Below are 20,961 nucleotides of genomic sequence, written 5' to 3' on the forward strand. Positions count from 1 at the left end.
CCGAAGTGTCGGTGCCCTCTTTCCCGAGGACATGCTCGTGCGCGTGGGAGAGGGGAGGGATGTTCCGGGCGGTGCCCCGGCCGACTATGGGGTCGTCGGCGCCCGTTCGGTCGCCGACGAGGCCGAACGGCACTGGGACTACCTTCTCGGTGCCTGGAGAGAACTCCGCCGCCACCTGCCCCGCGCCGGGGAGGGGGAGATCCTCTCCGATCCGTCGGGAGCGGCCCTCACCCAGTGGGTGGTTCCCCTTCTGAGCGAGCTGGGCTTCGGACGCCTCGGCGCACTGCGGACCGAGGGTGTGCGTGCTGATGACGACGAGGGACGGCTCTTTCCGGTGGGATACCGGTGGCAGCACGTCCTGATCCACGTCGTCGACTGGGGAAGCCGGTTGGACAGGCCTGAGCGGCGAGGGGTCCCCTCGCCCCAGTCCGTGCTCCAGGAGGCGCTCAACCGTACACGTGCGCACCAGTGGGGAGTGCTGACCAACGGCCGGACTATCCGGTTGCTGCGGGACTCCAATTCCTTCTCCACATCGGCGTACGTGGAATTCGATTTCGAAGCCATGTTCGACGGTGAACTATTCAGTGACTTCGTCCTCCTCTACCGCATGCTCCACGCATCGCGTTTCGAAATCCGGGAGGGAGAACCCCCTTCCTCCTGCTGGATGGAGAAGTGGCGCCTTGAGGCGGCCCAGTCCGGCGTCCGCGCCCTGGACGCCCTCAGGGACAACGTCGAAAGGGCCCTGGCCGCCCTGGGCACCGGTTTCCTGCGCCACCCGGCCAACGCCGCCCTGCGCCAGCGCACCGACGCCGCGGCACTGCACCGTGCCCTGCTCCGCCTGACGTACCGCCTGATGTTCTGGTTCGTCGTCGAGGACCGGGACCTGCTGCATCCGCCCGGCACCGACGAACGGACCCGCGAGCGCTATACCGCCTACTTCTCCTCCAACCGGTTGCGCCGCCGTGCCCGGAGCAGGGCGGGCACCTCCCACCACGACCAGTACGAGACCCTGCGGACCGTGCTCGACGCGCTCGGCGACGAGGAGGGGCGTCCCCAACTCGGCCTTCCCGGCCTCGGAGGACTGTTCACCCCCACTCGGGACGACGCTCCTCTGGAAGGGCTGCATCTGGCCAACCGCGCTCTTCTGGAGGCGGTACGTCATCTGGTCCAGGTCTGGGACCCGCGGAGTCGCCGGTGGCGGGTGGTCGACTACGCCTCGCTCTCAGCGAGGGAACTGGGCAGCGTCTACGAGGCTCTCCTGGAGACCGTGCCCGAGTACGACGCCGCCGAGCAGTCCTTCACCCTCGTCTCCCGAGCGGGGAACGAACGCAAGAGGACCGGTGCCTACTACACCCCCACCTCCCTGATCGAACGCCTTCTTGACTCCGCCCTCGACCCCGTCCTGGACGACGCGGTCAAGCGGGGCGAGGCCAACGCGACGGAGTGGGGTGAGATGGACGCCGGCGAGGCCATCGCAGAGGAACTGCTGTCGATCACCGTGTGCGATCCGGCGTGCGGATCCGGGCACTTCCTGGTGGCCGCAGCCCACCGGATCGCCAAACGGGTGGCCTCGGTTCGTGAGCACACCCCCGAACCCTCCGAGGAGTCCTTCCGCCACGCCATCCACCAGGTCGTCGCCCGCTGCCTGTACGGAGTCGACATCAACCCCATGGCGATCGACCTGGCGAAGGTGGCGCTGTGGCTGGAGGGAATGGAGCCCGGCCGTCCCCTGGACCTGCTCGATCCCCACCTCAAGCACGGCAACGCCCTCCTCGGCGTGACCCCCAGGCAGCTGCGCGGGGGTGTCCCGGATGTGGCGTTCGCCGCCGTGGAGGGAGACGACCCCAAGGTCGCCACCGCGCTCATGCGCGCCAACGCCCGCGAGCGCGAGGGGCAGGCGACACTCTTCGACACCGGTGACGGCGCGGTCCGGGTCGCCAACACCGCCTTCGCCGAGGGCCTGCACGAGCTCTACTCGATCCGCACGGGAAGCCTGCGCGACGTGCGCCGTCAGGAGAAGGTGTACCAGGTCTGGCGTGAATCACCCGACTACCTCCGTGACGTGCACATCGCCGACACCTGGTGCGCGAACTTCATGTGGGAGGAGACCGCGGACGCCCCGCACCCGGTGACGGACGAGGTGTTCCGTGCCATGGACGATCCCCATGGTGCCGCGGCATCCGCGCAGGCGCACGAGGAGGTCGTCCGCCTGCGCGAGCGCTATCGCTTCTTCCACTGGCACCTGGAGTTCCCCGACGTGTTCCGGGTACCCGTGGACGGCGTCGGTGTGGACCCGGAGACGGGGTGGGACGGCGGTTTCGACGTCGTACTGTCCAACCCGCCCTGGGACAAGGTCGACTTCGAGGACAAGAAGTACTTCGCGGTGGCGGAGCCGTCCATCGCGCGGATGGCGGGGATGGCACGCAGGCGCTACATCGCCGAGTGGCGGAAGGAGTTCCCGGAGGCGGGGGAGCGCTACCGGCAGGCGCGGCGTGAGGTGAAGTCCACCTTCCACTTCGCGGCCAAGTCCGGTTCGTACGAGCAGTGCGCGAAGGGCCTGAGCGTGAAGGGGGTGACGATGCTTCAGACGGACCAGTTGTTCGTCGAGCGCTTCACCGCCATCGCACATCGGAAGGGGAGGGTTGGAGCCGTCGTTCCCACGGCGGTCGCCACGGGAGCGGGAGGGCAGCACCTCCTCCGCGACCTGATCGACCGAAAGGCACTGGCCTCGCTGTACGACTTCGACAACACCAACAGGATCTTCCCCGGAGTCCACGCCAGTTACAAGTTCTGCCTTCTGACACTGGTGGGCAGGCAAGCGGCGGTGCCCGTGGCCAGGTTCTCCTTCTTGCTGTGCGATGCGGCCGGGATCGACGACGCCCGCAGAGTGTTCGAGCTCAGCCCGGAGGAGATCTCCCTTCTCAATCCCAACACCCGGACTCTTCCGGTCTTCCGCTCCCGGCGCGACGCCGATCTCACCACGTCCGTCTACCGGCGGTTGCCTGCCCTGTGGGATGAGTCGAAGCGCTCCGGAAACCACTGGGCGCTGCGCTTCAAGGCGACGCTTTTCCACATGACCGACGACTCGGGCCTGTTCCGCACACGTAAGGAACTGGAAACCGACGGCTGGAAGCTGGAGGGCAACGTCTTCATCCAGGACGGTCAACGGATGCTGCCTCTGTACGAGGGCAAGACGGCGCATCACTTCGACCACCGGTGGAACAGCTTCACCGGGACGGGAAGCGACAGCGTGCGCCCCCTGCTGTCTGCGGAGAAGCACGACCCGAAGGCGGTCGGCCAGCCCCGCTACTGGGTGCCGGAACATGACGTACCGGGCGACGGAACGGACCGCAGGGGGAGGCCCTCCGTCCAGGAAGGGCTGTCCGCGAGACTTGCCGACTCGGGCTGGGACAGGGCGTGGCTCTACGGCTGGAGGGACGTCTGCCGGGCCACGGACGAGCGGACCGCGATTCCGGCGTTCCTGCCCCGGGGAGGTGTCGGGCACACCTTCCCGCTGATGCTGTCCCTGAAGGAACCGGAACTCGTCGCGGCACTGTGTGCCGTGCAGAGCTCCCTCGTCTTCGACTACGTGAGCAGGCAGAAGATCAGCGGCATCCACATGGCCCTGTCGACGTGGAAACAGCTGCCGGTCCCCGCTCCCGTTGATCTGGATCCGCACACCGCCTTCCTCGTTCCCCGGGTGCTCGAACTCGTCTACACCGCCCGTGACATGGAACCGCTGGCCCGGGACCTCGGCTACGACGGGCCACCCTTCGGCTGGGACGAGGAGCGCCGGACCGCTATCCGCGCCGAGCTGGACGGCTACTGCTTGCACCTCTACGGGATCGGTCGTGAGGACGCCGACTACATCCTGGAGACCTTTCAGACTGACCGCGGCGGGCTCAAGAACAACGAGATTGCTCGTTACGGTGCCTACCGGACCAAGGACATGGTGTTGGCGGCCTTCGACCGCATGGCGCCGACGGGCGTCGCGCTTGACCGGCCGTTGCGGGACGGGCGGGAGTACACCTCGTTCCTCAGCCGGTGGCCCGGCCACCCTTCCCCTTGAGGCCTGCTGGTCGGTGTCGTGTCGTCGCGCATGTAGTGGCCGCCCTCTGCAGGAGCGGAGCAGCCCGCTTTGGAGGTGTCCTGTGCCTGCCTTTCGGATACCGACGAGGAGGAGGGCGCTGGTGCCTTCCCCCGAACGGTCGCGAAGGGGCGGGAAGTACCCGAAGAGGGCCACTGGCTCTTCGACGACGGCCGTACGGAGCCGGGTTCTACGGCGGCGGAGAGCCCAGTGAAGGTTCACATCTTTCTGTGTTCACGCTTGCCGTATGAAAGTATGTTGACAAGGCTTTCGTATTATTGTCTACTGTGAGCGTTGCTTCTGATGGCAGAGGCTTCTCCCAGTAGTCCACGGCATCGGAAGGCACCCGTGTATCTCGAAAGACTCCAGCTCAAGAGCTTCCGTTCGTTCGCTGACGCAACCATCACCCTCCGGCCCGGCGTGACCGTGTTGGTGGGAGAGAACAACGCGGGCAAGTCCAATGTCATGGACGCCATCCGGCACCTGACAGAGCCGTTGGACGGCAAACGCGACATCCACCTACAGCGCGACGACCTCTACCGCGACGGATGCCCCGAGGGAGGGCACCGGGCTGGTTGCCCGCTCGATATCGAGTTCGCGGGGCGGTACGTCTTCGATAAGGTCAGCGACCTCGCCCCCTACAATCAGGCGCTCAACCCCGACCGTGCCTCGATCAGCTATCGGCTCACCTATACACCGCCCCCGACCGGGAGCCAGCGGGGGGAGCTCTCCTGGCAGGCGGGTGAGACGGACACGGCCGACCACGACCCCGAGCCCGCCGCTCGTAAGCGCATCCGCCACCTGTACCTGCCACCTCTGCGCGATGCCCGGCGCGAGCTGGCTTCCAGCGCGGGCAGTCGCGTCCAGCACGTGGTTGAGCGGCTGCTCAAGGATGTCGACAAGCGTCAGAGTTTCATCGCTGACGTGGAGAAGCAGTTCCAGATCATCGAGGAACTTCCGGTTCTGACCGCCGCTGCCGAGCACGTCCAGAAGGGACTGACCAGGCTCACGGAGGGAGCTCACCACCAGCAAGTGGGAGTCGGCTTCGCCGAGACCTCTCTCGCGTCGGTGACCCGCGCGCTGCGTTTGCGCCTGGAACAGGTCGGTCTGGATCCACGCGACCTCGCTCAGAGCGGCCTGGGCTATGCCAACCTGTTGTTCATGGCCACCGTCCTCACCCAGCTCCAGGACGCCGCCGAAGCCGACCTGACACTGCTGCTGGTCGAGGAGCCCGAAGCCCACCTGCACCCCCAGCTCCAGACGATCCTCATGGACTACCTCGCGGATGAGGCGGCCAGGAGCCAACAGCGCGAAGTCGTGGGCGACGCATGGCTGGGACGCATCCAGGTCGTGGTCACCACGCACTCACCCCACATCGCCACGGCTGTCGGTCCGGAGAATTTCGTGGTGCTTCAGCGGCACCGTCACGTGCGACCGGAGAAGAAGGAAGGCGCTCAAAAGGAAGGGGATGCTGAACTGGAAGCCACGACGGCACGCCTTCCGGAGTACCGCTCCAAGGCGGTCGCCGTCCAAGGTCTTGGACTGAAGGACGCGAGTCTGCGCAGGGTCCGCCAGTATCTCAACGCCACACGCAGCACCCTGCTCTTCGGCCCCCGTGTGCTCCTTCTGGAGGGGATCGCCGAGGCCATCCTGGCACCGGCCTTCGCGGAACAATTCCTCGACCGTGCCGGTCTACAGCGTTTCCGGGGAACGGCGGTGGTGCCGATCGACGGAGTGGACTTCGAGCCCTACCTCCGAGTCCTGTTGACCAAGGACCGGCAGAGCGGCCACCGCATCGCCCAGCGGGTCGCGGTCATCACCGACGGGGACTTCTTCGGCCTGGACGAGAAGAGGAAGGTAGACCGCCCAGGCAATCTCCGGGACCTCTTCACCGAGCTGGAGGCTCCGGATGACGTGGCCCAGGTCTTCTCCAATCGGACGACGCTCGAACCCGAACTGCTGGCGGCCGACGAGCGCAACGTACCCCTCCTCCAGGAGGCATGGAGGAACCAGCGTCCCGAGGCATGGGCGGGTGACTGGGATGCCCTGCTCGCCGAACCGGAGGAGACACGGGCCAGAGCGTTCGCCGATCTGTTCGGCAAGCACAACGTCCGCAAGGGCGACTTCGCCCAGGACCTCCTGGAGGTCGCGGCGGAGCTCGGGCCGGACGGACACCTGATCCCTCCCGCGTACTTCCGTAACGCTCTCTCATGGATCACCCAAGGGGAGTTCGCCGATGCGCACTGACCTCCAGCTCCCGGACGAGGGGAGCGAACTGCGAGAGCATGCTCGGGTCGCCCAGCGCGCGGTCGTCGAGGCTGAGACTCTGCCGGGGCGACCCGTAAGCGCTGTGGCGTGCCCCGGGGCCGGTAAGACCCGAGTCATCGTGGACCGACACCTTGAGCGGGCTCTTCCCGCGCGTAAGGGACGGGCGATCGCGTCATTCACCAAGGTGGCGGGACGTGAGCTGCGCAGACGCTGCCGTGAGGCGGGAAAACCCGAGCTGGCTGCCTTCCCGCACTTCATCGGCACGATCGACACCTTCATCTGGCTCCATCTGGTCCGGCCCTACCTGCGCGTCCCCGCGCAGGGCGGGCGGTCCTGGCGCCGGTTGGAGTCGTGGAGGGACCACCCGGGGGCCAGCGACCGCGGTCTGAACCTGGAGGACTTCACCTTCGCCGCGACCAACAACGGCATGCGCGTGGGGGCGGCCATGCTGATGGAGTCGTCCCGCTACAAGCTGGGAGGGCGTAGCCCCTATAACCCCCAGCTTTGGGCTGCGCAGAAGATCGGCGAGCTGTTCGAGGAGGGATACGTCACCGGTGACCTCGTTCGGGACCTCGCGCTGCTTCTGCTCGCCGACCCGGAGCGGTCCGAGGTGATGATGTCCGTGCTCACCGCCAGATTCAGCGAACTCGTCGTCGACGAGGCTCAGGACTGCTCGGCCGAGGACCGCAGAATCCTCCAGGAACTGGCTGCCCGAGGCCTGCCGCTGATGCTTGTCGGTGATCCCGACCAGGCTATCTACGGTTTCCGGAACACGGAGTCCGCGAGCGACGCCCCCGTGCTCCTCGACGTGGCGCAGCCATTGCGGTTGCGGCACAACTGGCGCTCCAACCAGACCATCTGTGACCTCGCCGCGACCCTGCGCACGAGTGAGCGGCAGCCTGACATTGCCACCGGTCCGCACCGGGACGAGCGGGTTCCGATCCTCCTCACCGCCTTGCCGAGTAGCGGGACCGGCCACGTCCGGGCCTTCTGCGATGAGGCCGACCAGATCGGGATCCCGCAGGAGGAGCGCCTCGTCATCGCTCACCGCAGATCCTCCCTGCCCAAGGACCTCACCGGTGCGGCCAAGCCACCCACGTCGCACATCGGCAGGCTGGCCTGGGCGGTCGGGGTCCTGAACGCCGGGGCCCCTCCGACCAAGCAGCGTGAGGAGGCCGGAGCGGTCATCCGGGCGAGCATCCTGGACGTGTGGTGCGGAAAGGACGACCTTCCGGAGGCGGCCCGACTGGAGAGGCACAAGGTCACAGCGCAGGGCCTGGCCCGGAGTCAGGCCCTGGTGCTGCGCGACCTTCCGCCCCTGGACCAGATGATGGGGGAGTGGAGGGAGCAGGCCAAGGAGGTGTTCAGGCGACACAGTCCCAGCCAGGACCTCGTCGTTCCCAAGAGCAACCCCCGATGGGCGCGCAGGCAGGCGAACACGGACGACAAGCCTGCCTTCCGGGTGGGAGGCCACAGCCGACCTCAGGCCGACACACCGGTGCAGGTGGGACGGGTCACCAGCATCCACCAGGTCAAGGGTGAGGAGGCCGACGCCGTTCTGGTCGTCATTCCGAAGCCGACCCCGGACAACCGCTGTGAAGAGCTGATCTCCTCCTGGCTGGACCGGGAGCGTCCTGCTACCCAGGAGCTCCTAGAGGACCGTAACGTCCTCTACGTCGCGGCCACGCGTGCTCGTCGCCTGCTGGCTTTCGCACTCTGCGTGGACCATCTCCCCCGGGTCGAGGCGTTTCTTGAACAGCGCGGCGTTCCGTTCCGGGTGGTCAACTGAGACCTCCTCGCGCATGTTCCGAGGCCATCGGTCGGTGAGGAGCCGACCGCTGAGCATGGACTTGTGGAGGTCCCAGGTCCGGGACCTTGAAGGGTGGAACTCTCATTTGAGCGGCTCGAACCTGGCATCACATCGGCTGGCAGCTGACCGGTTACACACTCGCTGCCACTGCGAGCATGTCCGCCCACCACCTCACCGCGGACCTGTTGTGGCGATCCGTATGCACACCCACCACCAGGCCGAGCCGGCCTCTTCGGATCCGGCGCGGCGGCGCGTTGCGCCTGCCGTGCGCCGGGGCGCTGGTCTTGGGGCTCATTCCCCCGAACCGCAGGAGACGTAGCCCTCGATGCTCGCGACGTACTCCTCCTCGGTGTCGAAGTCCCCCCAGTAGGTGTCAACGTAGGTGTCCGAGAACTCGTACCCCTTCACTCCGCCGCACCAGTTCACCGTGTTCACTTCAAGGACATGCAGCATCGCCTCGCGGACCTCGCTTTCCCCCGGCCCGGGACTTCCGGTGTCCCACTTCTCCTGGTCAGCCACTACGCGGTAGCCCTCACCGGTTTCCACAAGGACGCCGGCGTCCAGAAGCACCGCCATGCCATCGAAAGGTTCGAGGCTGTTGGCTTCCTCGACCTCTCTCCGCTCCTCGTAGTAATCCTCGATGTTCTCCATGACGGACCCGTCCTCGTCCCTGGCGAACATCTCCTGGATGACGTGGGCGTCAACGGCGTTCTTCACCCAGAGTTCTGTCACCCGCTCACCTGTCATCTCGGAGGCGGGGGAGCCGCCTCCGCTCGATGAACCTTCGGGAGAAGTGCATGCGGAGACGAGCATGAGAACACCAGCGGAAACGGTGGCCAGCGCCAGCCTAGCCTTTTTCACGGAAGATCGGCCCTCCCTTCGAAACCAGAAACAGGAAACGCCTGTCATGAGCTCGGCGCGTTCGCAGGGACTCCTTCGTAAAGGCCTGCGATGTTGTCCTTGGTGTAGCGCATCTGGTCCTGGATGGGGTCGTAGTAGTCACTGAAGTATCCGGTGAAGCCTGACGAGAAAACGGTTCCGGAGTGAGTCTCCCCGGGAGTCCAGTCGACCTCGCTGGAGTCCAGGAACCGGTTGAGCGCCTCCTGGACCTCCGAAGAGCTCGGGGCGTCCTCTCCCGGTTCGCCTTCGAAGTCGATGTAGTACCCCCCATCGCGCTCGTCGAGCAGCCCCGCGCGTTCCAGAACCTCCTGCGGCGTGATGCCTCCCGCGTCTTCGATTCGGATGTCCCCGTCGATGACGGGGAGTTCGCCGCCGCCGCGCTCGATGACTTCGGCGAGGACCCTTGCGCTTGTGTGGTAATCGATGTCGATTGCCGTGGTCATGCTGTCCTCGTGGGACATGACGCTCACGTAGTCGTTGAACGCTTCGTTGATCAGCTCGGGAGCGATGAACTGGCCGCCGCTCTGGAGGACCACACCGACCCCCGGGACCAGGCCCAGAGCGTTGTTGCCGGAGTTGGCCACACCCTCGACGAGCTTCTTCCGCATCGCCTGCTCCTGCTCGAGGTCGAGGTTGCGGTTGACCGCTTCGTTGTGCAGGGCCGCGTCCACGAGAGACTGGAGGACGCCAGCGTTGGCTCCCGTCTCCGATTTGTTGCCGCTTTCCAGGTAGAGCTCGGTCTGGGCAGCTGAGTAGACCGCTGCTGCGGTATGGGCCCGAACGGCCGAGTCCTCGTTGCCCATGACGTACTCGAGGAAGATCAGACGCTCGGAGGGCGACATGGCGAGCATCCTGGAATCGTCGTCCCACCGCTCCTCCTCCCACTGTTTCTCCTCCCCCCTCTCCCACCCGAAGTCGACGTGGCCGCCGTCGAGGCCCTCCTCGTCGGCGAAGCTTTCGATGTACACCTCGAAGAGGTGGGCGAAGCCGTCGGCGACCTCTCCGTTGACCGCGGTGAAGGGCGCGTTGGGCACTTTCGTCCCGTCGGAGAGCTCCACCTCGATGCCTGTGCCGGAGAGGGTGTCGTGCATCTCCTTGGAGGTGATCGTCTCCATGAGACCGTCCATCGCCCCGGCGGCCATGCGGCGCTCGTCCTCGTCATCGCTCCACGACATGTCCTCGATCCACTCGGTGAGACCGCGTGCGGCCTCCCCGTCGTCTCCCCACTCGTGGGTGTAGAGCTGACCGATGATGCGATCCGTGACGTTGTCCGCGGTCTCCTCGGTCCAGGGAAGGTCTCCCTCGACTCCTTCGGGGTAATCGCCGGTGAGAACCGCGTAGTTGGCGTCCTCGTTGCGCGTCGCGACATCGAGGAGGCCGGACATGGAGCTGTCGTCGCCTCCCAGAGCGTCGATCCGTACGAGCGATGCCGAGACGGTGTCCATCATGCGGGTCGAGAACTCGGCGCCGCCTTCGAAGTCCTCGTGGGAGTTCGAGAGGAGGTCGTCGAGGTAACCCGCCCGCTCCATCCAGTCCGTGTGGGTCTGGTTGTACTGGCCACCGGCTCTGACACCGCTGAAGTCAGGTCCGTCGACCACGGACCTGACGGATGCGGGAAGCTCGTCGTATCCACCGCCGACCCTCTCGTCGGACAGGGCGAGCAGACCGTCCCCGAGGACGCCGAGGGCGTGTTCGCGTTCCTCCTCGCTCAGATGGTCGCCTTCCATCTTGGCGGGGATACCGATCACACCCATGCTCTCGGGGTTCGGGTCTTCCTCCAGCTCGTCGTAGAACGCCCGGAGGAAGTCCAGTTCCTCGTTGCGGTAACCGGTCCCTCCTTGCTGGGCCTGCATCGCGTTGGTGGTGATCATGCTCATCATGAGCATGAGTTCGTGGTAGCGCGCGTCGATGGGCTGGTGCCCGGACCAGTAGCCCTCCAACTCCTCGGACCACTCCTCGGCGTTCTCCTCTGTCAGCTCCTGGTTGTCGACCAACATCGTGTAGTGGTTGGGGTCGAGGTTGTAGAAGGCCCAGGAGTTGATCCCGGCGTCAATGAGTGCCTGGACGTTCTCCTTCGTGGGGCCCTGCCGCAGCTTGTCGCCGACATCCTCGGCATGGTTCTCGAACGCCTGGTAGTTGGTGCGCTCGCGTTCCTTGAGGTCCTCCGCCTTCGCCGCGACCTCGTCGTAGACGGAACGGCACTTGTTCTCGTCACCGAGCCAGCCGAACCCCTCCCGCTCCGGGTAGGTCGCGGTGATGGTCTGGCCTTGGTACTTGTCCGGGATCTCGGCACGCTTCGTCCTCAGGAACTCCCACCACTCGGACATCTGTGCCGAGCGCTCCTCCTCGAACTCCTCCACTGACTGCGCCCACATCTCGACCATGGAGGAGGCGTAGGCGATCGCCGTTCCGGCGTCCCGCCACAATTGGAGCTCCTCGGCGGACAGGTCACGGATGTTCCAGGCCATGAGATCGGTGAACTGGCTGGCCGTGTGGTTGAAGTCGGCGTCGAGGTCGTCCGCCCTGCCCAGGAGTCGGGACTGGAGGGTGTCCAGCTCCTCCGCCCGGGTTCTGATCGCTTCGGGGTTCGCGGACGTGGAACGGGCCAGGAAGGAGATGTCGAAGTATGTCATCGGGTGCTCTGCTGCCAGGAGGGTGGTCGGGAAGGGTAGGGGTTGGTGCGGAGCTGGAGGGTCAGAAGTTGACCTGCAGGTCCGTGCCGAGGTCCCAGGGGGTCTCGTAGTGCTCTGCGGCCTCCTGGTCGTTCCGTGCGATCTCAGAGGTGCCCGCCTGGATGTTCTCAGCGAGCTGGAGACCGTGTTCCTGTACCTCGACGATGGCCGGACCGTACTCCTCCTTGTACGCCCGCAGAGCCGACGAGACCTCGTCCCTGTGGGCGACGGTCTCCGCGTCCTCCATGATCAGGTCGAACATGTCGGCCAGTCCCGCCATGGACTCGGCCAGTGCCGCGGCCAGCTCGGCGCCCTTATAGCCCTCGATCGGATTGCCGCCGGACTCACCTGACATACCAGAACCCTTTCACCAGGCAGAGCGCAGCCCCCGAAGGGGCTTTGCATGAGTGCATCAGCGATGCGGACGTTACGGGAAGTAAGCGTCACTATAGCCATCCGTGCTCCAGGGGTAAGTCCAGCCGTAGGCCGAAAGCCCGTGCCGAGAGGTGCGCCCACCCCCCGGTGCCCCCGACACCTTTGTCTGGGTGGCCGAGATCGTGGAAGCTGATCGACAACTTCGCAGGTCGAGCCCAAAGGCGCGTTCGTGCGTGTTTGGGGATTCTGTCCCTTCTCGGTTGGCGGGATTGGCCGGAAGAGGACACGGGGACCATGCGAAGGGTCCGTCTCCCGGGTCGCACACGAATTGGTGTCGCAGCGCGGCACCAAGGCCGAGCCATGGCGACGCCTTCCGAGTGGTGGGGGCGCGGACGCTGGGCCGACCGCTGGACCAGAGGGTATCGGTCGCCCCTGGTTCGTGAGGGCGCCATCGAGGGCTTTCTGGTTCTTGCCGACGGTCTGTGATGCCTGCTGCCCGGTCGCGGTGGACCGGACTGGCCCTTGCCCGCACTGAGCCAGCATCCGAAAGGCCGTTCACATGATCAGAGGTGTTGGGGTGTTGACATAGCTTTCAGATATAAATTTACTTACTGTGTTGACATTGTCATCGGTTGCGGCCTGTGCGCTTACCGCAAACCCGATCGGTTTGACCGAGAGAAGGAGACCGGAATGAGCATCCCTTTGGAACTGGCTACCACGGCCGCGAGCAGCATCGTCGGCGCCATGGCCACCGGAGCCTGGGCCCACATCCGGGAACGATGCGTCACCCTGCTGCGCCGCCATCTCGACACCGAGGCCGGGACGGCCGCCGTTACTCGTCTGGACGAACAGCAGCAGGCGCTGGTCGCCACCTCCGCTGACTCGCGCGAGGCGTTGACCGGCTTCGTAGCCCAGGACACCGCTCGCGTCCTGGGTGCGGTGCTGGAGCGCTCACCTGAAGCCGCAGATTCCCTGCGCTCACTCCTGGAGGAGGCGCGCTCCGCCACGGCCACGGGGGAGTCCACGGTCAGCGGCATCCGACTCGAAAACGTCAGGGCCAAGGGAGACATCGTCTTGAGCGGTCGCGACTCGAAGGTGGAGAAGACCCGATGAACCGTCCCTACGAGAACACCGGTTCCAGCCCTGAGCCGGAGAACGCCCCGAGGGCGGCCGCCGGCGCCTCTAGCCATGAGCGGGAACAGGGCGCGGAGCACCTCGGCGGAGTGAGGTACACGCCACCACACCCGGCCGGCCCCGACACCGCTCGACAGCACTCCGATCCGGACCCCGAACCCTCGGCTGCTTCCGCCTTCGCTCCCATCGCTGGTCCCCAGGGTGGCGTGGTGTCGGGGCCGACCGAAACCCCCGAGGAATCGGTGCCGGACCACACCCCCGAGGCGGTGCCCCGTGCTTTGGTGACGCTCTCCGGGGTCGAGAGCGGGGGTGACGTGATGGCGGCAGGCGGGAACGTCACCAAGGTCGTCAACGCACCCGTGCACTTTCGCTACCAGCAGGGGCCCGCACTCCTCCGCTCCCACGAGATCGGTCCCGACGAGATCCTGTCCGAGGACCTCTTCGTTTCCACGGGACCGGCCGAAGACGTCCGGAGCGGCGTGTACGCGCTGATCGGACCCCCGAACACCGGACGCCGCACGGAGGGTCGTCAGCTTCTGAGTTCGCTTCCGGACATGGACCGACTCCGCGAGTTCCGGACACCTGACTGGGACGAACCGGACATGGGTCGTGTACCCAACGATCCCCGTCACGGTTACCTGCTCGATCTCACCGGCATGGGCGAGGCGCTCCCCGACGACTTCGGCGAAGACCTGGCCCGCTACGCCAGGAACGCTCGGGAGCACGGGAGCCTGCTCGTCATCCTCGGTGACGAGGCTGTCGGGGACAGGCTGCCCTCCGCGGACGAAGGATCCGGGATCGCCGTCCGGGAACACCAGCGTCCGGACGCCCTCGTCGTCGCCAGGCGCAGGATCCACGAGACTGCTCTCCGCGAACGGACGGCGTGGCTCGACATCGAGGGCGGCACGTTCCACGGCCTGGTGTCCTCCGACGCACCTCCCTCGCGCGGAGTCGATCTGGCCCAGGCCGTGCTGGAGGCGAAGAACGAGAACGATGACACCGTCCTGGGAGCGTTCGCGAACTGGCAGAAGCAGATCCAGGACTGGTTCGCGACCGACGTGCGTCGGGAGGACGCCACGGGCGCAGAGCAGCGGGCGTTGCGCATCGCGGCGGCCTTTCTCGACGGGTCCCCGGCCCCCGCGGTCCTCAACGCCGCCGACGAGCTCCTTTCGAAGCCGGTGCGGGACCGCTTCGAGCTGTGGGGAGGGGCCCTGGCCGCCCCCGACGACCAGGTGCGGTGCCGCACGGCCGGCGTGGACTTCCGGGACGGACGCGTCTCCATCACCGACAACCGTCCCGGCCTCGACTCCGCAGTCATCCGCTACCTGTGGGACCGGCGGGGGTCGCTCTCCGCGCTGCTGACCACGTGGCTGAGCGACATCAGTTCTCCCGGAGGTCCTGCGTCAGAGTGCCTGGACCGGCTCTCGACGGTGCTGATGGAGGTCGCCGTGGCACAGGGCAGCGCCACGGTCCTCGGTCTGCTCGAAGAATGGCTGAAACAGGACGCCCGCCGACGGATGGACTTCGTGGTGAAGGTCCTCCAACGGCTCACCGAGCACCCGGTCCTCGGACCCCGGGTGCGTGTGGTGGACCTGCGCAACTGGGCCAGGGGCTCGGGATCCCCGGAACGGCAGCGGGCCGTCATCCGGGTGTGCCGGGGCGGGTTCGCCGAGGAGTACCCCGAACAGGCACTGATGCGCCTGCGCTACGTCGTGCAGAACACCGAGGACACCGACCTGCGTGGGGAGGCGATCGCCGCGCTGGCCGAACACCTCGCCCCGGGGCGCGACCGACTGTCCGTGTTGAAGGTCCTGGTCGACTGGGTCGAGAACGAACGCATCGTCCTCGACGGCGGCCGTCTGTTCCTCGACCTGTTCGGCGGAGACGGAGCCGACGGCGAGACCGCCCCGGCCGACCCCGCGCGCGGATTGCTTACCCCCGCGGGCTCGGAGGGTGAGACGGCCGTGGAGCTGTTCCGGAGGGCGTGGAAGAGCACCTGGAACCACCCCGAACTCCGCAACGCCACCAGTCACGCTTTGGTCGTCTGGAGGCGTGCTGCCCATGCGGGAAGCCTTCCCGTGGACCGCACCCGTCGGGTGATTCGCGTGGTGTTCGGCTCCTCCGGGATCGACGAGGACCTTGACCGCATTCTCAGTGGAGAGGACCAGGTCGGGGCCATGCTGCGCAAGGACTTCCTGCACCGGCCTTAGGAAGGGAGGGAGGCACTGGTGTTCCGTAGGTGGAGAGAGCGCGTCCGAGCAGGGGAAGCCCGGCGCTTCGAGCACACGTGTTCGGCGCGCGTGGACAGCGCCGACAGCGGCCTGTACTTCGACGCACTCCTCTTCTACGAGTGGACGGTCGCCGTCGGCGCCGAGGAACGGATCCTGCACCCCGACGAGGTCGCGCGCAGCCTCCTCGTCGGGGCCGTCCGTGCCGCGACGGAGCGGTACCCGGTACTGCATGTCCGGGAGGCCGAATGGTCGGCGAACGAGCGCCTGTCGAAGGCGATCGTCACCGACGATCGCCTCATCGTCAGGGGACGTGTACGCCTGAGCGTCCCGGTGGCCACGGAGGCACAGGCCCGAGCTCGGTTCCTCGCCAGAGAACGGGTGCACCTCGAGGAGACCGAGCACACGGCCAGGCTAGAGGTGCTCCGGGAACGGCTGTCGGCTCCAGGGCTGGGATTGGTGTGGTGGCTGGACCGGCACGACCCCGCGTGGGGAACGACGAACCCGAAGCAGTGGACGCGGGAGCTCATCGAGTCCTACGAGGAACTGGCAGCCGCGCTGCGTCGCGACTGTGCCGCCGTGGAAACGGACGAGGGCGCGCTGCTGCGGGCCCGGATCGAGGAGGCCCTGGCACTGGCCGAGGATCCGGGAGCCGCGAAACGATTCGCCTCCTATCTGGGGGACTACCTGACGCATGTGGTGGGTCGATCGCCACGGACATGACCTTTGCGGACCGTCCTGGCGGGAGCCGACGGTTCCCACCAGGACGGGTGTCCCGGTCGGCGGACGGTCGAGGACAGCCTCACCGTCCACTTTTGACCGGCTGAGCGTCGTACCCATCTGTTCAAGGCCTCTGGTCTGAACGGTGGGCCACATCCAATGGGTCCCGGAGCCGACAGGAAGCCATCCGCACGTGTGATACCGCGTTCCACGGTCACCGACGACAGCTGAAGCGGCCTGTCTGTAAGGCAAGCCGTCGAGCCCCGTAGGACCCGTGGCGTACAACCCTTCCTGCGCCAACGCCAGAAACCCGGGGTGCGGGTGCATCGGCTTCGGTGAGAGCTTGCATGGTCGCGGTTTGGTCGCCTTGGCCCGGCGAGCGGCACGGCGTCTGAAGCATGTGAAGTCCCGGGTGGCTTTCGCTCTTCCCAAGGTGATCGCTGCCCTGGCGAAGTCAACCTTCGCTGGAGGGAGTGCCTGGTGAGGGCTTGCTCCACACCTTTGGTGATCTGTGTCACTCTTTCCCCACCTTGGGATGGCTGAATAAGGTGAGTAGGTTGCTTGTGTCCTCGCGTAGAGGGCTTTGTGATGGAAGAAGAGCGAACTAAAGCATCTTCTGTCCCTTTTTTGAGTTCCTCGGTGGCGGGGAGATGGCCGCGCCTGTGGGCGTGCGGGCGCAAGCTTTGTTCAAGCGAAGCTAGCTTTGACGTTCCTCGGTGCTAGTCTGTGGATGTTGTCGAAGTCGAAGTCATCGGTTCCGAGTCGCGGTGTTCGGCCCGAGGGCTTGTCCAGTCGAAAACACCGCACCGCCCCACACGGTTGGCGCCTCGCAGGGCGGTGCGGACCTACCCCCCGTGATCATCACGGAGGAATTTGGAGGAATCACCTGATGAGCACCCCCGACGAACATGATGCCCCGTCCCGCGTGAGCGTGGCAATGCCGTCGTTTCGGCGAGCGGGCACTTTCCTCACCATCGCCGTCACTGCCCTCTGCCTCCTCGTTGGCGTCGGCCCGGAGGGCCTGGCGACCTTCGTCGGCGCGCTGGCCCTCTACTTGGTGAACAACGTCTCCGCGGGGGACAAGGCGAAGGCCGCGAAGTTCCTGACCAACACCCTTAAGCCGCTCCTCGGATGCCGCACCTGCCAGGCTTGATCATCTTCGGGGGTGCCTTGCAGGGCACCCCCGCCCTTCCGGGGCGACGACCGTCCGCGCCACAGACCAGTTCGAGGAGAATCCATGCGACCGACAGGACCCACGGTTCCCATGCGTGGCTTGCTCGGTGAGATCGCGGAGGTCAAGTCCGGTCCCTCCGGGGCCCGCCTCAAGGAACTCGGTGACCACCCCCGCGGGCTTCCCGTCATCACCCCCTCCGATTTCACCGCGAACCACCGGGTCGATCCCCGGAACGTGCGCAGCGTTCCGGAACAGGAAAGGCGATCTTTGGAGGCGTACTTTCTGAGGACGGATGACCTGCTCGTCGTCAGACAGGGTTCCCTGGGACGACTGGCCGTCATCGAGTCGGGGCAACAGGGATGGGTCTACGGTTCCTCCTGTCTGCGAGTACGCATGAAACCCTCGGCGAAGGTGATGCCCGTGTATCTGGCTGCCTATCTGTCGCAGCCACACACTCTGGAACGTTTGAAGGGTCCCGCGCTGTCCGGCACCATCCCCTCGTTCAACGCCGACGCGCTTCGCGACCTGGAGGTCGCCGTTCCCAACCTTCGGCAACAGGAAAGAATCGTGCAGACGCTCACGGACATGGACGAGGCCATCGCCGCCAGACTCGCCGTGGTGGAACGTATGAAAGCGCTGCGTCCATCCGTTTTCGAGGCGTTGTTCGAAGGGGGTTTCGAGTGAGAGAACCGAGCGTGGTGGACAAGGAAGCCGACGAGCTGCTGCGCATCTCCGAGAGGCTGGCGGGCAAAGGCTGGGGAGATGCCGTCCGGGTGGTGGCCGTGATGCTCGTCCTGGGTTCGGATACCGTCCGGGGGAGCGCCGAAGAGCCGTGGAACGCGGGCACCCCCGAGACCAGGCTGGCCAGGGTGGTCGAATCCTCCTTCTCGCGGGAGAGGAGCACCTTGCAGGCTGAGTGGCAGGACTGGCTGCGTGTGGCGAATCGCAGCATCCTGTTCCCCGACGAGACGCCTTTCCGTGAGTTTCCGGTGGGGAGGTTGGCGGAGGCGGCGGAAGCGGTCCACCACTTGTTGCTGCGCCTGCCCGCGGAGAAGAGGAAGAGCCGGACCGGCGAGGTCTTCGAGCGCTTCCTGAGTCTGGCGAACGAGCGCCAGGGAAAGACGGGAGGCACGTTCTCCACGCCGCGGTCGGTGAACGAACTCATCATCCGCCTTGCCGATCTCCGGCTCGGGATGGTCGTGGGCGACTTCTACGCCGGAGTCGGTGGGACACTGATCACCGCGTTGGATCACGTGGGCGTCCCGGCCAGAGGAGAGACACCCATCAGCGGAGCCGAACTGAACCAGGCAGCCGTGTTCCTGGCCCGGGTCAACCTCCTTCTGCACGACACGGACCCCGGCCTCATTCGGCACGAGAACACGCTCGCCTCATGGCGACCCACGGATGACCAGGGCAGAAGCTTCGACAGGGTCCTGTCCAATCCGCCCTTCTCCCTTCGCTACGACCAGAGCGATTACCGGGCGCCACAGGACCTCCTCGGTCGCACATCGGGTACCAAGTCCGAACTGATGATGCTCCAGCAGATGCGGGCCTCGGTCCGACCAGGCGGTCGGGTCATCATGGCGATGGCGCACGGCCCCCTCTTCCGCGGAGGCCAGGAGGAGCACATCCGCCGTGCGCTCCTGGAGCGGAGCGAGATCGAGGCCGTTGTCGGGTTCGGCCCCAACCTCTTCCAGGGGACGTCGATCCCGGCGTGTCTTCTCGTGCTCCGGAGCCCTGTCCCGAACCGAGCGGAGACATCTGATGTCCTGTTCATCAATGCTGAGCGGGAAGTGGTGACGGGCCGAAACCAGAACCGGCTGGAACCTCGCCACATCGAGAAAATCGCCCGTGTCTTCCACCAGCGGGCCGAGCTCCCGGGCTTCTCCCGAGTGGTCCCGATCGCGGAGATCGCCGACAACGCGTACAACCTGAACATCGGTCGGTACATCGGACCTTCGGCGGAGCAGGTACCCGTCCTCGACCTCGGTGCCATGGTGAACGGAGGTGTCCCCCCACGAGAGGTGAAGCTCGCTCGGCAGTCGTTCGCCGCGTTCGGGCTGAACCCTGAGCAGTTCCTCGAACAGCGAACTGACGGCTACCTGGTACCTCCAGGTTCGGGAGGTTTCGCCGATGTGGCGGAACGGCTCTCCGAACTGTGCGAACCGGTTGCCGACCACCTCGCCGAAGAGTTCGACCGCTCTTGGCCGGAGATCGTTCGGCGGGCACATCCGCCCACGTCACGTCCCACCTTCGACGCCTTCAGGCAGAGCTTGGTCGACGGTTTCTGCGCGAAGCTCACCGAAGCGGGGGTACTGGACGAGTACGAGCTCGCCGGCGCGTTCGCCCAGGGGTGGGCTGACCACGTCCAGGAGATTCGGGACCGGTTCCACGGCGACCGCCAGGACCTGGTGGAAGACCTTGTCCGGTGGCTCAGCGGATCCTTGAAAGAACAGATCAGAGAGCTGGTCAGGAACCGTCAGAGATCGCTCGTGGAGACCGTTCGCCAGTGGGATGAAAGTTATGGCTGTCCCTTGAGTCGACTTCTGGAACAGAGTGAGGAGGCGGATCGAAGGTTCGAGGCCAGGCTTCGAGAGTTGGGATTGGAACCGGGCTCACGACCTGGTTGATGCGGCCGTTGGGAAACGTCGGAGGTAAGCCCCGAGGTCTTCCCCACGCCGGATGGGGCAAGCCGGTGAACACGACCAGTCGCTTCACGGTGCACCCCATGGGGGTACCGCCGTCTCGGGACGTTCGGTGTGGGTTCCCCCGACGTCTTCAGACAAGGACCCGTGGACGCCGCAGAGGTGATGGCGCACCGGCGGCGCCCACGGGTGTCGCCCGGCGCACCTACCTCAGGCCCTTGAGGAGGGCCTCGTCGCGGTCGCGCTGCCACTGGCACCACCCGTTGATCTCGTGTCCGCACAGAGCACGGGTCGCACTGGAGGGCGTCTTGAAGGGCGGGGCGTCGATCCCGTCGACGCGCAGTCGGCCGCCCCCGCCTACGGGGTGGGCAGCCACAGTCGTCCTCAGGCTGACGCGCCGGTGGAGGCGAGCCGGGTCACCAGTATCCACCAGGTCAAGAGTGAGAAGGCCGACGCCGTCCTGGTCATCGTTCCGAAGCCGACCGAAAGGAATTTCTGTGAAGAACTGCTCTCCTCCTGGCTGAACTAGGAGCGCCCTGCCACTCAGGAGCTCGCGGAGGACCGCAACGTCCTCTACATCGCGGCCACACGTGCTCGTCGCCTGCTGGCTTTCGCACTCTGCGCGGACCGTCTTCCCCGAGTCGAGGTGTTTCTTGAACAGCGCGGCGTTCCGTTCCAGGTGGCCACATAAGACCTGACCGCACATGCCCTGGGAGACGGTATGTCCACAGTCAGGCAGTCCCGACAAGCGTCTTGACCCGTGCGCACCTGGTGGTCGATGAGCACACTGGCCAGCCCACACGGCACCGGTTCGCTCCGATTTCCGAGGGTGCCACCACCCCCGCACAGGTCATGGCGGTGCAGAGCGGGGCGGTCGTGATGGTCGCGGACCGGGACAGCATGAGCGGGGGCGAACGGAGGGGTTCACGGCTCAGCCGACCCCCGCGA

13 protein-coding genes are annotated in these 20,961 nt (G+C 66.2%); 9 read left to right on the forward strand and 4 right to left on the reverse strand.

Translation table 11 applies throughout. The features are described from left to right. Positions 1–43: 43 nt before the first annotated feature. The 3 genes from HGB44_RS20390 (at position 44) to HGB44_RS20400 (ending at position 8,144) form a co-directional block, all read left to right on the forward strand. Complete coding sequence (locus HGB44_RS20390) at positions 44–4,069, forward strand: Eco57I restriction-modification methylase domain-containing protein (RefSeq protein ID WP_325096994.1); 4,026 nt, start codon at positions 44–46, stop codon at positions 4,067–4,069. 366 nt (positions 4,070–4,435) lie between these two features. After that, positions 4,436–6,334, forward strand: a complete 1,899-nt coding sequence (locus HGB44_RS20395; protein ID WP_061080149.1) for an ATP-dependent nuclease — start codon at positions 4,436–4,438, stop codon at positions 6,332–6,334. Continuing rightward, complete coding sequence (locus HGB44_RS20400) at positions 6,324–8,144, forward strand: UvrD-helicase domain-containing protein (RefSeq protein ID WP_061080150.1); 1,821 nt, start codon at positions 6,324–6,326, stop codon at positions 8,142–8,144. The genes HGB44_RS20395 and HGB44_RS20400 overlap by 11 nt, the downstream gene beginning before the upstream one ends. Before the next feature lie 312 nt (positions 8,145–8,456). Here the strand turns inward: HGB44_RS20400 and HGB44_RS20405 are convergent, their stop codons facing one another. The 3 genes from HGB44_RS20405 to HGB44_RS20415 form a co-directional block, all read right to left on the reverse strand. Continuing rightward, on the reverse strand, positions 8,457–9,026 hold the full coding sequence (locus tag HGB44_RS20405) for a hypothetical protein (protein WP_168444078.1): 570 nt from the start codon (positions 9,024–9,026) through the stop codon (positions 8,457–8,459). Positions 9,027–9,070: 44 nt separating this feature from the next. Beyond that, the gene (locus HGB44_RS20410) at positions 9,071–11,698 is read right to left on the reverse strand and encodes a TPR repeat region-containing protein (RefSeq protein ID WP_061080152.1); all 2,628 of its coding nucleotides are present in this window, start codon (positions 11,696–11,698) and stop codon (positions 9,071–9,073) included. Positions 11,699–11,759: 61 nt separating this feature from the next. Next, on the reverse strand, positions 11,760–12,092 hold the full coding sequence (locus tag HGB44_RS20415; protein ID WP_061080153.1) for a hypothetical protein: 333 nt from the start codon (positions 12,090–12,092) through the stop codon (positions 11,760–11,762). 710 nt (positions 12,093–12,802) lie between these two features. Between HGB44_RS20415 and HGB44_RS20420 the strand changes: the two genes are divergently transcribed. The 6 genes from HGB44_RS20420 to HGB44_RS20445 all read left to right on the forward strand — a co-directional run bounded on the left by HGB44_RS20420 (position 12,803) and on the right by HGB44_RS20445 (position 19,998). Further along, complete coding sequence (locus HGB44_RS20420; protein WP_061080154.1) at positions 12,803–13,225, forward strand: hypothetical protein; 423 nt, start codon at positions 12,803–12,805, stop codon at positions 13,223–13,225. Between the two features lie 263 nt (positions 13,226–13,488). After that, positions 13,489–15,456, forward strand: a complete 1,968-nt coding sequence (locus tag HGB44_RS20425) for a hypothetical protein (protein WP_061080155.1) — start codon at positions 13,489–13,491, stop codon at positions 15,454–15,456. 18 nt (positions 15,457–15,474) lie between these two features. Then, the gene (locus HGB44_RS20430) at positions 15,475–16,197 is read left to right on the forward strand and encodes a hypothetical protein (RefSeq protein ID WP_168444079.1); all 723 of its coding nucleotides are present in this window, start codon (positions 15,475–15,477) and stop codon (positions 16,195–16,197) included. Positions 16,198–17,083: 886 nt separating this feature from the next. Continuing rightward, entirely contained in the window at positions 17,084–17,347 is a 264-nt protein-coding gene (locus HGB44_RS20435; protein ID WP_061080157.1) for a hypothetical protein, read from the forward strand. Between the two features lie 120 nt (positions 17,348–17,467). Then, complete coding sequence (locus HGB44_RS20440; RefSeq protein ID WP_168444080.1) at positions 17,468–18,052, forward strand: restriction endonuclease subunit S; 585 nt, start codon at positions 17,468–17,470, stop codon at positions 18,050–18,052. An 11-nt stretch (positions 18,053–18,063) separates the two neighbouring features. Further along, positions 18,064–19,998, forward strand: coding sequence for an N-6 DNA methylase (locus HGB44_RS20445; RefSeq protein WP_168444081.1), 1,935 nt, complete (start codon positions 18,064–18,066; stop codon positions 19,996–19,998). A 220-nt stretch (positions 19,999–20,218) separates the two neighbouring features. Here HGB44_RS20445 and HGB44_RS20450 read toward each other — a convergent pair whose 3' ends face one another. Continuing rightward, positions 20,219–20,389, reverse strand: a complete 171-nt coding sequence (locus tag HGB44_RS20450) for a hypothetical protein (RefSeq protein WP_168444082.1) — start codon at positions 20,387–20,389, stop codon at positions 20,219–20,221. Positions 20,390–20,961 lie beyond the last annotated feature (572 nt).

Source organism: Nocardiopsis alborubida (genome assembly GCF_012396365.1).
GTDB lineage: Bacteria > Actinomycetota > Actinomycetes > Streptosporangiales > Streptosporangiaceae > Nocardiopsis > Nocardiopsis alborubida.